9 protein-coding genes are annotated in these 14,698 nt (G+C 71.1%); 6 read left to right on the top strand and 3 right to left on the bottom strand.

Features of this window, described 5'->3' with window-relative positions:
• Positions 1 to 105 precede the first annotated feature (105 nt).
• Positions 106 to 3,696, top strand: a complete 3,591-nt coding sequence (gene mfd / locus NF557_RS14435; protein WP_252620251.1) for a transcription-repair coupling factor — start codon at positions 106 to 108, stop codon at positions 3,694 to 3,696.
• A gap of 64 nt (positions 3,697 to 3,760) precedes the next feature.
• The gene (locus NF557_RS14430; RefSeq protein WP_252620249.1) at positions 3,761 to 4,891 is read left to right on the top strand and encodes a DUF2332 domain-containing protein; all 1,131 of its coding nucleotides are present in this window, start codon (positions 3,761 to 3,763) and stop codon (positions 4,889 to 4,891) included.
• Between the two features lie 25 nt (positions 4,892 to 4,916).
• Here NF557_RS14430 and NF557_RS14425 read toward each other — a convergent pair whose 3' ends face one another.
• The 3 genes from NF557_RS14425 to NF557_RS14415 form a co-directional block, all read right to left on the bottom strand.
• Positions 4,917 to 5,351, bottom strand: coding sequence for a DUF6918 family protein (locus NF557_RS14425; protein WP_252620248.1), 435 nt, complete (start codon positions 5,349 to 5,351; stop codon positions 4,917 to 4,919).
• A gap of 112 nt (positions 5,352 to 5,463) precedes the next feature.
• Positions 5,464 to 7,431, bottom strand: a complete 1,968-nt coding sequence (locus tag NF557_RS14420; RefSeq protein WP_252620247.1) for an ABC transporter ATP-binding protein — start codon at positions 7,429 to 7,431, stop codon at positions 5,464 to 5,466.
• Positions 7,428 to 9,371 (bottom strand): ABC transporter transmembrane domain-containing protein, encoded by a 1,944-nt coding sequence (locus NF557_RS14415; protein ID WP_252620245.1) that lies wholly within the window; start codon positions 9,369 to 9,371, stop codon positions 7,428 to 7,430. Before NF557_RS14415 ends, NF557_RS14420 begins: the two co-directional genes overlap by 4 nt.
• Positions 9,372 to 9,449: 78 nt before the next feature.
• On the opposite strand from NF557_RS14415, the gene NF557_RS14410 reads away from it, so the two are divergent.
• From NF557_RS14410 to NF557_RS14395, 4 genes are read left to right on the top strand one after another with little or no spacing between them, the layout of a single operon-like run.
• Complete coding sequence (locus tag NF557_RS14410; RefSeq protein WP_252620244.1) at positions 9,450 to 11,525, top strand: prolyl oligopeptidase family serine peptidase; 2,076 nt, start codon at positions 9,450 to 9,452, stop codon at positions 11,523 to 11,525.
• Positions 11,526 to 11,555: 30 nt separating this feature from the next.
• Entirely contained in the window at positions 11,556 to 12,509 is a 954-nt protein-coding gene (locus NF557_RS14405; protein ID WP_252620243.1) for an ABC transporter ATP-binding protein, read from the top strand.
• The gene (locus NF557_RS14400; protein WP_252620241.1) at positions 12,506 to 14,095 is read left to right on the top strand and encodes an ABC transporter permease; all 1,590 of its coding nucleotides are present in this window, start codon (positions 12,506 to 12,508) and stop codon (positions 14,093 to 14,095) included. The genes NF557_RS14405 and NF557_RS14400 overlap by 4 nt, the downstream gene beginning before the upstream one ends.
• Before the next feature lie 34 nt (positions 14,096 to 14,129).
• Positions 14,130 to 14,660, top strand: coding sequence for a hypothetical protein (locus NF557_RS14395; RefSeq protein ID WP_252620239.1), 531 nt, complete (start codon positions 14,130 to 14,132; stop codon positions 14,658 to 14,660).
• The last annotated feature ends 38 nt before the right edge of the window (positions 14,661 to 14,698 follow it).

Here is a 14,698-nt window from a genome sequence, read left to right as displayed (position 1 = left end):
CAGTGCTCGCCCTTAGACTTGCAGAAACCCGGGTCGGTTCCTAGATCGGGGTCTTTGTGCTGCCCACCACCGCCCCGGCGCGTGACGTCGAGAGAGTCAGGTCCGATGAGTTTGACCCCAGTGCTGTCCGGGCTGGTCACCGATCCCGGTGCCGCTGCGGTGGTGGCTGCTGCCGCCGACCGCGAGCGGTTGGTGGACGTCGCCGTCGCCTCCGGAGCCCGTCCTGCACTGGTGGCGGGCCTGGCGGCCGACCGGACCGTCCTGGCCGTCACCGCGACCGGGCGCGAGGCGGACGACCTCGCCGCCGCGCTGGCCGAGTTCCTCCCCTCCGAGGGCATCGCGACCTTCCCCAGCTGGGAGACCCTCCCGCACGAGCGGCTCAGCCCGCGCAGTGACACAGTCGGTCAGCGACTGGCGGTGCTGCGCCGGTTGGCGCACCCGGAGACCGGCGACTCGGCATACGGACCGGTGCAGGTCGTCGTGGCCTCCGCCCGCTCCCTGCTCCAGCCGTTCGTGGCCGGACTCGGTGAGCTTGAGCCGGTGCAGCTGCGGGCGGGGGAGACCCACGAGTTCGAGGACGTGGTCCAGGCACTGGCCGCAGCCGCCTACACCCGCACCGACCTGGTCGAGCGGCGTGGCGAGTTCTCGGTGCGGGGCGGGATCCTCGACGTCTTCCCGCCCACCGCGGAGCACCCGCTGCGGGTGGAGTTCTGGGGCGACACGGTCGAGGAGATCCGCTGGTTCAAGGTCGCCGACCAACGCTCCCTGGAGATCGCCGACGGTGGGCTCTGGGCACCTCCGTGCCGCGAGCTGCTGCTGACCGATCAGGTGCGGGGGCGGGCGGCCGCGCTCGCCGATCAGCTGCCCGGGGTCGGGGACATGCTGGGCAAGCTCGCCGAGGGGATCGCGGTCGAGGGCATGGAGTCGCTGGCACCTGTGCTGGTCGATGCGATGGAGACTCTGCTCGACGTGCTCCCGGAGCGCACCGGCGTTGTCCTGTTCGACCCGGAGCGGATCCGCTCGCGCGCGCACGATCTCGTGCAGACCAGTGAGGAGTTCCTCGGCGCCAGCTGGGCAGCGGCCGCCGGTGGCGCCACCGCGTCATCCGGTCCGGTCGACCTCCAGGAGGTCCTGGGCGGGGCGTCCTACTGGTCGCTGGGCGACATGCGGGCACGCGCACTCGAGCTGGACCTCAGCTGGTGGACCTTCACAGCCTTCGCCGGTGACGACGAGCTCGCGCAGTTCACCGATGGCAGCGATGACGACGCCGCCCGCGCAATCACCGTCGACTCCAGCCCGGTCGAGGCGTTCCGCAGCGACACCGACGCGGTCGTGGCGGCACTGCGCGGGTGGCTCGCCGACGGCCAGCGGGTCATCGTCTCGCTGGAGGGACCCGGTCTGGCGCGTCGGGTCAGCGAGGTGCTCGCCGAGAGCGACATCCCGCACCGGCTCAGTTCTCCCCTGGAGATGTTGGACCCCGACGTCGTGCAGGTCACCACAGGCAGCGTCGGGCGCGGTTTCGTGCTGCCGGGCGCCAAGCTGGTCCTGGTCGGCGAGGCTGATCTGACCGGCCAGGTCAGCACCGGGGGCACGACCAAGGACATGCGGCGGATGCCGTCGCGCCGGCGGGCGCAGGTCGACCCCTTGCAGCTGCGGCCCGGTGACTTCGTGGTGCACGAGCAGCACGGCGTCGGCCGGTTCGTCGAGATGGCGCAGCGGCAGGTGCAGGGGGCGGTGCGCGAATACCTCGTGCTCGAATACGCCTCGGCCAAGCGAGGTCAGCCCGCCGACCGGTTGTATGTCCCCACCGACCAGCTCGACCAGATCACGAAGTATGTCGGTGGCGAGGCGCCGTCGCTGCACCGCCTGGGCGGTGCTGACTGGCAGAAGACGAAGTCGCGCGCCAAGAAGCACGTCAAGCAGATCGCGGCCGAGCTGATCCGTCTCTACAGCGCGCGGATGGCGACACAGGGCTATGCGTTCGGTCCGGACACTCCGTGGCAGCGCGAGCTCGAGGACGCCTTCGCCTTCGTGGAGACCACCGACCAGCTCTCCAGCGTCGAGGAGGTCAAGGCGGACATGGAGAAGCCGGTCCCGATGGACCGGCTGATCTCCGGTGACGTGGGCTATGGCAAGACGGAGATCGCGGTGCGGGCCGCCTTCAAGGCGATCCAGGACGGCAAGCAGGTCGCGATCCTGGTGCCGACCACGCTGCTGGTGCAGCAGCACTTCGAGACGTTCACCGAGCGCTATGCGCAGTATCCCGTGGTCGTGCGGCCCCTGTCGCGCTTCCAGTCGGACAAGGAGGCCAAGGAGGTCATCAAGGGGCTGGCCGACGGCAGCGTCGACCTGGTGATCGGCACGCACCGCATCCTGTCGACCGCGGTGACCTTCAAGGACCTCGGCCTCGTCGTGATCGACGAGGAGCAGCGCTTCGGTGTCGAGCACAAGGAGCAGCTCAAGGCCCTGCGCACCAACGTCGACGTGCTCGCGATGTCGGCCACCCCGATCCCGCGCACCCTGGAGATGGCGGTCACGGGCATCCGGGAGATGTCGACGCTGGCCACCCCGCCGGAGGAGCGGCACCCGGTCCTGACGTTCGTCGGCGGTTATGACGAGCGGCAGATCGCCGCGGCGATCCGGCGGGAGCTGCTCCGTGACGGGCAGGTCTTCTTCGTGCACAACAAGGTGACCTCGATCGAGCGGGTCGCCAGCCGCATCCGCGAGCTGGTCCCGGAAGCGCGGGTGGCGACTGCCCACGGCCAGATGGGGGAGCACCGGCTGGAGAAGGTGGTGGTCGACTTCTGGGAGGGCAACTTCGACGTGATGGTCTGCACCACGATCGTCGAGACCGGGCTGGACATCTCCAACGCCAACACCCTCATCGTCGACCGGGCGGACCAGTTCGGCCTTTCGCAGCTGCACCAGCTGCGTGGCCGGGTGGGCCGTGGCCGGGAGCGGGCCTACGCCTACTTCACCTATCCGCCCGAGAAGCCGCTGACCGAGACCGCGGTGGAGCGGCTGCAGACCATCGCCACCAACACCGACCTCGGCTCCGGCATGGCCGTGGCGATGAAGGACCTGGAGATCCGGGGCGCGGGCAACCTGCTCGGCGGCGAGCAGTCCGGTCACATTGCCGGCGTCGGGTTCGACCTCTATGTCCGGCTCGTCAGCGATGCCGTCGCCGGCTTCAAGGGTGAGCTGGACGAGACGCCGACGGAGATCAAGATCGAGCTGCCCGTCGACGCGCACCTGCCGCACGAATACATCCCCGGTGAGCGGCTGCGGCTGGAGGCCTACACCAAGCTGGCCAAGGTCACCGACGAGGCCGAGCTGACCGAGATCGAGGCCGAGCTGGTCGACCGCTATGGCGCCCCGCCGCTCCCGGTGCAGACGCTGCTCGAGGTGGCCCGGCTGCGCACGCTGGCCCGCCGCGCGGGCCTGACCGACATCTCGACGCAGGGACAGACGATCCGCTTCGGCCCGGTCGAGCTGCGCGAGAGTCAGCAGCTGCGCCTGAGCCGGCTCTTCCCGGGCACCATCCTCAAGGCGGCCACCAGGACTATCCTGGTGCCAGTGCCCAAGACAGCGCGGGTCGGCGGCAAGGTGCTGCGGGACAAGGAGATCCTGGACTGGGCGAGCGTGCTGATCCGTCAGGTCATGCTCGATGACCTGGCTGCCGTCGCTGCCACCTGAGGGCGGGCGGGTGGCACCCACCCGTGGCGCGTCATACGTCTTCGTCCGTGGCACGATGCAAGACGTGAGCACAGGACTGGGACGTCAGGTGGAGCTGATCCGCCAGCAGGCCGCTGCCTGCGAGCAGCTGGGCTCGCCGTTCTATGCCGTGCTCCTCGAGCGTCTCGCGCAGGAGGTCTCCGAGGGCGGGTCGGGGACCGGTGGCAGCGCCGGTGCCGCCGTGCTTGACGGCCACGAGCTGGACCGAGGGCCGTCGGCGCTGGCACTGCGCCTGATGGCCGCGGTCCACCGGTTGGTCCTCACCGGGGGTGCTCCTGACCTGGCGGCGCACTATCCGAGCGTGGGCGGGACGGGCGACCCGGACGCGGCCTGGCCCGCCTTCCGCCAGGTGCTGGTCGAGCATGTGGAGCAGGTCCGTGCCGGGCTGGCGTCCCCGCCGCAGACCAACGAGGTGGGCCGTTCCGCGGCGCTGTTCGGCGGACTGCTGCAGCTGGTGCCGGACGGTCTGCCCATCCGGCTCTTTGAGATCGGCGCCTCTGCCGGGATGAATCTGTTGGCTGACCACTTCACCTATCACGCCGCTGACGGTGACGCGTGGCCCGCTGAGATGGCGAGCCCGGCGGGCGGCGGGGAGTCGGGGGTTGCTGGGGACGACCACGGGGTGCTGCTCGACCCGGCCTGGGACCGAGTGCCTGAAGGTGCCGCGCCGAGGGTCCGGATCGTGGAGCGTGGTGGCTGCGACCTGAGCCCCATCGATGCCACCACCGAGGACGGTGCCCTGTCGCTGCTGTCCTGCGTGTGGCCCGATCAGAGCGCCAGGCTGGCACGGCTCAGGTCAGCGCTGGTCCTCGCGCGGGAGGAGCCGGTGTCGCTGGTGGCTGCCGGTGCGGGTGACTACGTGGAGTCCCTCGAGCTTCGGGAGGGCACCCGCACGGTGCTGTGGCACTCGGTGATGTGGCAGTACCTCCCGCAGGAGGAGCAGCACCGGGTCAGCGAGCACGTCCAGGCGCTTGGACAGACGGCCACCGAGACGATGCCGTTCACCCACCTGGCGTTCGAGCCGCGCCGCCTCGAAGCGGACGGTCCGCACCGGTTCGTCGTGACGGCGACATCATGGCCCTCAGGGCAGGAACGGGTCCTCGGCGAAGCGCCGCCGCACGGCGTGCCGGTCACCTGGTGGGGATCGGGCGCCTGAGCGTCTCGATCATCCCGGCGGCGGATCAGCCCGCGTGCGACTCGATCGCGGCACCCACGCGGGGGAGCGCGGCGACGACGTTCTCCCTGGCCCGACCGCGCAGCGTGCCATAGACCTTCTTGACCACGCCGTTGGAGGTGCCCGCCACCTGGGCGTCGGTGACGGCGATCAGCGCCTCGGCCGCCTCGTCCTGCCGGGCGACCAGGACATCGGCGAACGAGCGACCCGCGCGCTCCTGCCAGAACGGGTCGAGTGCGTCGGCGAAGCCGGGCAGCAGGCGGTTGACGGCCTTGGCGACAAAACCGTCGGCCAGCTTGGTCACCGCGCCGTAGCCGGTCCTGATCACCCTGCCGCCGAGGCCGGACTTGCTTGCCACCTCGGCATTAACGACACCCACGAGCGTGTCCACGACGGCCGGGCGGCGGGCAGGGTCGAGCAGGATCTGCGGCAGGGAGCTCATGTGCCCAAGCCTAGGCGCCCCTCACGAGCAGTCTGGGCACCGTGATGCGTCGTGTGGGAGGGAAATATCTATCGCACAGCGTCGACAACGGTGCCCAGGTCCGGAGGGGAGGTCAGGTGGTCCAGGCCCGCCAGAGCGCGGCATACTCGCCGTTGAGCGCGACCAGCTCGTCGTGGCTGCCGAGCTCGGCCACCCGGCCGTCGATGACCACCGCGATCCGGTCGGCGTCGTGCGCCGTGTGCAGCCGGTGCGCGATCGCGACCACGGTGCGAGTCGACAGCAGGGCGTTCATCGAGCCCTCCAGGTGCCGGGCCGTGCGCGGGTCGATCAGCGAGGTCGCCTCGTCGAGCACGATCGTGTGCGGGTCGGCCAGGATCAGTCGCGCGAGCGCGACCTGCTGGGCCTGCCCCGGCGTGAGGTCCTGCGCGCCGGAGCCGATCCGGGCGTCCAGCCCCTCCGGCATCCGCGACACCCAGTCCCAGGCGCCGACGGCACGCAGGGCCGCGACGACCTCGTCGTCCGAGGCCTCCTCGCGCGCGAGCACGATGTTGTCGCGCACGGTGCCGATGAAGACATGGTGCTCCTGGGTGACGAGCGCGACCTCGCGACGCAGGTGGTCCAGCGGCAGGGAGGTCAGGTCGACCCCGCCCACCCGCACCGAGCCGGTCCGCGGGCCGTGGATCCCCGCCAGCAACCGGCCCAGGGTCGACTTGCCCGACCCGCTGGGTCCGACGATGGCCAGCCGCTCACCCTGGGCCAGCGACAGGTCGATGCCGTGCAGCACGTCCTGACCGGGGCGATAGGCATAACGCAGGTCCGAGCCCACCAGGGCGGAGTCGACCGGCTCGCCCTCGTCCGCCTCGCGGTCGGGCGGCACGGTGGCGATCCCCAGCAGACGGGTCGTGGACGCGATGCCGACCTGCACGTTGTCGAGGGTGTGCACCAGCATGTCGAACGGGCCCCACAGCGCCTCGGTGTAGAGCACTGCCGTGGTGATCTGCCCGATCGTCGCCCACTCCTGGGTGTAGGCCACGGCACCCAGGGTCAGCACCAGCACGCGCGGCAGGCTGAAGGCCAGGTCCATCACCAGGAACAGCAGGTTGCGCAGCGTCAGCCCGTAGCGCTCGGCCTGTGCCGACACCTCGATGTCGTCGTCGCCGATGCCCAGGCGCTGGTCCCCGATGCGGAGGGCCTCGACCGTGCGGGCCCCCTCGACCGTCTCGGTCAGGTGGGTGTTGATCCGCGAATACGTGCCGCCCTCGGTCAGATAGCCGTTCGGTGCGCGCCTGAGATAGCGCCGCACCTGCACCAGGGAGATCGCCAGCAGGACGAGGGAAGGCAGAGCGAGCAGCCAGCTGTTGACCACCATCGCCACCAGCGTCGCGACCACGGTGGTGCCCGCCACGATCACCTGCGGCAACGCCCAGCGCACGCTCTCACTCATCGTGCCGACGTCGCGGGTGACACGCGTGACGAGGTCGCCGGAGCTGGCGGACTCCACCCGGGAGAGGGGCAGCCTGAGGATGGCGCGCACCACGAACTCCCGCGCCGACGCCAGGATCCCCTGTCCGAGGACGGCGGAGGCGCTCTTGGCGGCCAGGGTCAGCAGCGCCTGCAGCACCACGATGGCGCCCACCACCAGCGCGACCGTGTTGGCCGTCGCCAGTGCCGCGTCGGTGCGACCGGCCGCCACGTCCGCGACGGTGCTGTCGACCAACCGGCCCAGCCACCAGGGCACCAGGAGGCCGGCGACGGCGGCGAGGGCGTTGCCCAGGACGACGGCCACCACCCCGAGCCTGCGCTCGGCCAGCAGGCGCCCGATGAAGCGCATGACCTGACGCGGTGCCGCGATCGGCAGTCCCCGGGTCGAGCTCATCGTGTCGGCGACGAACTCAGCGGCTCGCCGCTCGCGGAGCAGGTGCCGCCGGCGCATCGCTGCGGCGCGCTCGGGCACCGTGGCAGTGGTGGGAGGCACGAGCTCGTCGGGGATCACCGGTCCACCGGAGTCCCCGGCGTCCCAGGTGCGTGCCGACTCAGCCGCCAGGCCGGGCGGCAGCAGCGGGGCCTGTGTCGTGCTCATAGCACCTCCTGGGGAGCGGGGCGGGTCATCGAGTGGCGGGTCTGCGGGGGAGTGTCGTCGGGCTCGGGGTCGTCGACCGTGGCCGACTCCTCGCCCCGGACCACCACCGAGCGGTATGCCGGGTTGCCGGCCAGCAGGTCGGTGTGCGTGCCGCGGGCGGTCACCTGACCGTCCTGCAGGAGGACGACCTCGTCCGCGTGGTGCAGCAGCAGGGGAGAGGTGGTCATCACCACGGTGGTGCGACCCTCGCGGGCGGTGCCAAGCCGCTCGGCGATTCGGGCCTCGGTGTGGGCGTCCACAGCCGAGGTGGGCTCGACGAGGACCAGCACCTCCGGGTCGGCGGCCAGCGCCCGCATGAGGACGAGCCGCTGCCGCTGCCCACCGGACAGACCCCGGCCCCGCTCGTCGAGCTCACCCGCCCAGCCGCCGGGGATTGCGTCGAAGACGTCGTCGGCCGAGGCGGCCCACAGCGCGGCCTCGGCGGCCTCCCGGTCCAACCGGCCGTGCGGGTCCACCGCCGAGCGCAGGGTGCCGGCGAAGAGGTGCGGGGTGGTGTCGCTGACCAGGATGCGGCTGCGCACCTGCGCGAGCTCGGCCTCGGAGAGATCGACATCGCCGACGCGCACGCCCCACGCGCGGTGGGCCCGTTCCTCGTCGCGCACGGCCTGCTCGGCCCGAGCGATGACCCGGCGAGCACGCTCGCGTCGCGCAGCCCGGCCCTTGAGGTCCTCGGGGAGCTCGAGGCTGATCTGGGCCTCCGGCTCCTCTGGCAGGTAGCGCCCCAAGCGGGCGGCCAGGGCCGCCGAGTCGTCGGGCACACCTGAGGCGACCATGGTCAGGCGGCCCGGCGAGACGACCAGGCCGGAGGCGTCGTCGGTCAGCGGAGCGTCGTGCGGGAGGGTGCGCGCGGTTGTGGGGGGCACCCAGGGCGGTCGCTGCTCCAGGACCGCAATCGCCTTGCGGGCCGAGACGACCGAGCGGGTCATCTTCTGGGCGAACTCCACGAAGGTGCGCATCGGCTGGATCAGGAACAGGCCATAGCCCAGGACGCTGATGAGCTGGCCGATCATGAGCCGCCCCTGGACGACCTCGCGCACGCCGACCCACATGAGGGCGACGACGAAGGTGCCGCTGAGCAGCACCCCGAGAGCCTCAACCGCGGCCTGCCAGACTCCCGCGGAGACGCCGGACTGGCGCACCCGCTGGGACTGGCGTGCGTAGTTGCCACCGAAGGTGGCCTCACCACCGATGCCGCGCAGGATGCGCAGACCGCCGACGATGTCGGTGGCCATCGAGGTGAGCTCGGAGTTGCGGGAGCGCTCGATGCCCTGCCAGCGCTGCATGGGGCGCAGCAGCGGCAGGCCGCAGAGCACCAGCAGCGGGGCGGAGATCAGCACGAGTGCGCCCATCGAGGGGCTGATGGAGATCACGATGACCGCCACGCAGAGGAAGGCCACCAGCTCGGAGAAGGCCCGGGTGACGATCTCGATGAAGCCACCGAACTGGTCGCTGTCGCTGCCGGAGACGGACAGGACCTCGCCGGTCGGCGTGCGACGCGGCAGGACGTGGCCGAGCTGCAGCGTCTTGCGGGTGACCAGCTTGGTGGTGCCATAGAGCGCCACGAGCCACTCGCGCACCATCACCGTGTGATAGACGGTGCCGCTCAGACCGCCCACCACCGTGATGGCCAGCAGCACGAGAACCCACTGCAGGAACAGGTCGCTGTCACCGCCGACGATGCCGTCGTCGATCGCGCGCCCGACCAGCCAGGGGCCGAGCACCTGGGGAAGCATCCACACCAGGGCGATGCCCACGCCGGCCAGCGCGAGCGTGCCCTCGAGCCGGATCATCCACCAGAGGAAGTGCCTCGGGCTGCGGGTGTCCGGCGCGGCGTCGTCGCGTGCTGAGTAGGCCCGGATCTCGGGCGGGAAGTCTTGCATGGCTTGACCAAGGGTACGGTCCCGCAGAGCTGGTCGGCCACCGAATTTGCGGCGCGCACCAGCGCCTACGCTGGGCAGGTGACGACGACGCAGAACACCACGGACGAGCACGCCTGGCTTGAGGACGTCGAGGGGGCCGCCCAGCTGGACTGGGTGCGGGAGCGCAACGCGGGAGAGGGGGCGAGGATCGCGGCCACAGCGCAGTTCGCCAGCACCCGCGACCGCATCCTGGAGATGCTCGACTCCGAGGCCAAGATCCCCGACGTCAGCAAGATCGGCGAGCACTACTACAACTTCTGGAAGGACGCCGCGCACGAGCGCGGCATCTGGCGGCGCACGACGCTGGAGTCCTATCGCACTCAGGACCCCGACTGGGAGACCGTCCTGGACCTGGACGCGCTCAGCGAGGCGGAGGGGGAGAACTGGGTCTGGCACGGGGTGAGCGTCCTGCGCCGCAGCAAGGACAGCACCCAGGACGACCACCGGCTGGCCATGGTCGACCTGTCCCGTGGCGGTGCCGACGCGGACGTCTCGCGCGAGTTCGACCTGCACACCAGGTCGTTCGTCACCGGCGGCTTCGAGCGCCCCGAGGCCAAGGGCAACATCTCGTGGGTCGACGAGGACACGCTGTTCGTGATGACCGACCACGGGCCGGGGAGTATGACGGACAGTGGCTATCCGAGGACCGCTCGGCTCTGGAGGCGGGGCACCGACCTGGCCGAGGCGGAGCTCGTCTTCGAGGGCGCCCAGGAGGACGTGGCGGTCACGGCGATGCACGACCAGACTCCGGGTCACGAGCGGGACCTGGTGTATCGCGCCATCGCCTTCTATGAGGGGGAGCTGTTCCTGCGCGGCACCGACGGCGGGCTCACCCGGATCGAGGTGCCGAACTCGGCGCAGGCCTCGGTGACGCGCGAGTGGCTCACCGTCCGCCTCCGTGAGGACTGGACCCCCGCGGACCGCACCTACCGCGCCGGCTCGCTCCTCGGCATACGGCTCGACGACTTCCTTGCCGGCTCCCGGGACCTGCTGGAGCTGTTCGTCCCCACGGCCGCCAGCTCGCTGGCCAGCTTCACCTGGACCCGCCACCACCTGGTGCTCAACGTCCTCCAGCACGTCACCCACCGGCTCGAGGTGCTCACCCTTGACAGCCACGACGGTGCATCGCTCGAGCGCACCCCGTTCCCGGGAGTGCCGGCCGTGGGAACCGTCCAGGTAGCGGCTGTGGACCGGGTCACCTCGGACCAGGTCTGGCTCTACACCACGGACTTCCTGCACCCGACCACGCTCGCCCTCGCGGACGTTGCCGCGGGCGGCGAGCCTGAGCCGGTCAAGGCGATGCCGACGTTCTTCGACGCAGCCGGCCTGGTCGCCGAGCAGCGATTCGTCACCTCGGCGGACGGCACCCGCGTGCCCTACTTCCTGGTGCACCGCGAGGACCTGCCGGCCAACGGCACCACCCCGACCCTGCTCTACGGCTACGGCGGCTTCGAGATCTCCCTCACCCCGACATACTCCGGTGGTCTGGGGGCCGCCTGGCTCGAGCGCGGCGGTGCCTATGCCCTCGCCAACATCCGCGGTGGTGGCGAGTACGGCCCGACCTGGCACCAGCAGGCGCTGCGCGCCAACCGGCACCGCGCCTATGAGGACATGGCGGCGGTCGCACGCGACCTGGTCGACACCGGGGTCACGGTGCCCGAACGCCTTGGGGTGCAGGGAGGTTCGAACGGCGGTTTGCTCGCGGGCAACATGCTCACCCAGCACCCCGAGCTGTTCGGCGCCGTCGTGATCCAGGTGCCGCTGCTGGACATGAAGCGCTACTCGCACCTGCTGGCCGGGGCGTCCTGGATGGCGGAGTACGGCGACCCCGACGTGCCAGACGACTGGGAGTTCATCGCCACGTTCAGTCCCTACCACCTGTTCGACGCGGGGCGGGACTATCCGCCGGTGCTGTTCACCACCTCCACCCGCGACGACCGGGTGCACCCCGCGCACGCGCGCAAGATGGCGGCGCAGATGCTGGCGGCCGGCAAGGACGTCACCTACTACGAGAACATCGAGGGCGGTCACGGTGGCGCGGCGACCAACGCGCAGCTGGCGCACATGCAGGCGCTTGCCTATCGCTTCCTGGCCGAGCGGCTGGGCCTGGGGTGAGCGTCAGCCGCCAGGGGTAGGTTCGGGGCCATGGACGCGCCCATCCTGGTGGAGTCACTGCACAAGTCGTTCGGGTCCACGCACGCGCTCGACGGTCTGGACCTGACGGTCGCCCGGGGTGAGGTGCACGGCTTCCTGGGACCGAACGGATCCGGCAAGTCCACGACCATCCGGGTCCTGCTGGGGCTGCTGCGCCCGGACTCCGGGCAGGTCCGACTGCTGGGTGCAGACCCCTGGCGGCACGCCGCGACCCTGCACCGTCGCCTCGCCTATGTGCCCGGCGACGTGGCGCTGTGGCCCGGGCTCACCGGCGGCGAGGTGATCGACCTGATCGGCCGGTTGCGCGGCGGGCTCGACGAGTCGCGCCGGGCCCGGCTGCTGGACGACTTCGAGCTCGACCCCGCCAAGAAGAGCCGGACCTACTCCAAGGGCAACCGCCAGAAGGTCGCGCTGGTGGCGGCCCTGGCCTCCGACGTCGAGCTGCTGATCCTCGACGAGCCGACGGCCGGTCTGGACCCGCTCATGGAGGAGGTCTTCCAGGAGTGGATCCACCGGGCCAAGGACGAGGGCCGCACCGTGCTGCTGAGCAGCCACATCCTGGCCGAGGTGGAGGCGCTGTGCGACCGGGTCTCGATCATCCGGGCCGGGCGCACGGTGCAGAGCGGCACCCTGGCCGACCTGCGCCACCTGACGAGCACGACGGTGACCGCAGAGACGGACCGGGCCGCCGACGGGCTTGCCGCCATCGCCGGGGTCAGTGGTCTCGAACGCAGCGACGGTCGGGTCACCTTCAAGGTCGACACCGACCATCTGGACGAGGCGATCACCCACCTGGCGACCCTGGGGATCCGCTCGCTGCTCAGCCACCCACCGACGCTGGAGGAGCTCTTTCTGCGCCAGTATGGCGACCAGCCGCCGGCGTCGTCGGACTCCGGGGCGGCCGACGGCTCGGCTTCGGACGGCGCGGGGGCGTCGGGGGCGTGAGCACGCTGATCGGCACAGGTGAGATGGTGCGCCTCTTCCTGCGGCTGGACCGGATCCACCTGCCCCTGTGGATTGGGGCGATCGTCGGCATCGTCGTGGCTTCTGCGTCAGCGGTGCAGGGCGTCTACAGCACTCCCGCGCTGCGCGCCGGTTATGCCGCCACCGTCAGCAACAGCCCAGCGGCGATCGTGATGAGCGGCCCGCCCCAGGCGCTGGACACCGTCGGTGGCATCACCCTGTTCGAGGTCAACCTGACCGCGGCCGTCGGGACCTCGCTGATGGCGATCTTCCTCACCGTGCGCCACACGCGTGCTGAGGAGGAGGCCGGACGCACCGAGCTGCTGCGCGCCGGGGTGCTCGGACGGCACGCACCCCTGGCTGCGGCGCTGGTCGTCGTGGGTGGCGCCAGCGTCGTCATCGGGCTGCTGCTGGGCCTGTCCCTGTGGGCCCTGGGACTTCCCGCGAGCGGGTCACTGCTCTTTGGCGCAGCAATGGCGTGCCTGGGCGTGACGTTCGCCGCGGTCTCGGCGGTGGCGGCACAGATCACCGAGCACGCCCGCGCAGCGCTCGGCATCGCCGTCGCGGTCCTGGGCCTGTCGTGGGGGCTGCGCTCACTCGGTGACATCGAGGGCGGTGCCGCGACGTGGTTCTCGCCGGTGGGGTGGGTGCAGGCGGTCCACCCCTTCGGCGAGGAGAGGTGGTGGCCGCTGCTGCTTCCGCTGGCCTGCGCGGCCGTGCTCACGGTGACGGCGGTGCTGCTGACCGGACGGCGTGACGTCGGTGCTGGCCTCGTGGCCACCAGACCCGGGAGCCCACGTGCTTCCGCGCTGCTCTCCTCTGTGCCGGGTCTCGCCCTGCGTCAGCAGCGCTCGTCGCTGTTCTGGTGGGCGGTCGGTCTCTGCCTGGGTGGCCTGGCCCTCGGCTCGTTCGGCCACGAGGTGACCACCATGCTGGAGGACAACCCGGAGCTGGCCTCGATGATGGGCAGCGAGGGTGGCGAGGACCTGGTGACCGGCTACTTCGGGCTGATCCTGCTGATCCTGGTCCTGGTGGTCGCCTGCTTCACCGTGTCCTCGGTGCACCGGTTGCGATCCGAGGAGTCGCAGGGGCGGGCCGAGTTCGTGCTGGCCACCAAGACCCCGCGCCGGTCCTGGCAGTTCGGCTGGCTCGCGGTGACTGGCGGCGGCACCGTGCTGCTCCTCCTGGCGACCGCGGTCGGCGTCGCCGTGGCCGACGCGGTGGTCAGCGGCTCGGCCGACCGCTTCGGGCAGCTCGTCGGAGCCACGCTGGCCTATCTGCCCGCGGTCGCGGTGATCGGCGGACTCGCCGCGGCGCTGCACGGCTGGGCGCCGCGGCTCGGCGGGCTCGTCTGGGTCGTCCTGGCGGGCTGCTTCGTCGTCGGCTGGTTGGGCGACCTGCTCAAGATCCCCGCGGCGGTGCGTGACCTCTCGCCGTTCAACCTGACCCCTCGGATGCCGCTGGAGGCGATGGACTGGACAGTCGTCGCCATCCTGACCCTCGTCGCCATCGCCCTGCTGGTCCTGGCCGTCCTGGGCCTGAGGCGCCGCGACATCGGCAGTGCCTGAGGCAGTTCGCGCAGGCGGATGACATGATGTGCCCGTGAGGATCGCAGCCAGTTCCCTGACCCGTGCCCGTGCCCGTCGCTCCCTGACCGCGGCCACCGTCGCCGCCGCTGGAGCGCTCGCGCTCTCCGGCTGTTCGGGCGATGCCAGCCTGTCCGCCGGCGTCGCCGCCGTGGTGGACGGCAAGGAGATCAGCGTCGCCGACGTGCAGGAGGCGACTGCGCAGTTCAACACCCTCCCCGTGCAGCCCGCGACGACCAGCGACACCCTGACCCTGCTGATCTATGGTGACCTGGCCGAGACGGCCTACACCGAGGCGGGCCTGCCGCCGGTGCCCGATGCCCAGCTGGAGGCTCAGATGCGCAGCGGGGGCGTCGAGGAGCCCAGCGACAGCCTGATCAACCTCTATCGCTCGATCACCCACCTCAACGGGCTGGGTGGCCTGCCGCCCGGCGGCGGCGCGGACATCCAGGTCAACCCGCGGTTCGGCAGCTGGGACGCCGAGGCCGGCCAGGTCATCGCGCAGGCACCCGACTGGATCACGGACATCAGCGAGGTCCAGAACTGAGTGAGCGCCCGGGACCGAACGGTCGCCTCAGCCTGCTG

This window comes from Ornithinimicrobium cryptoxanthini (assembly GCF_023923205.1).
Lineage (GTDB): Bacteria > Actinomycetota > Actinomycetes > Actinomycetales > Dermatophilaceae > Ornithinicoccus > Ornithinicoccus cryptoxanthini.
The sequence above is the reverse complement of the archived record's forward strand: the minus strand, read 5'-3'. Positions and strand labels throughout refer to the sequence as shown.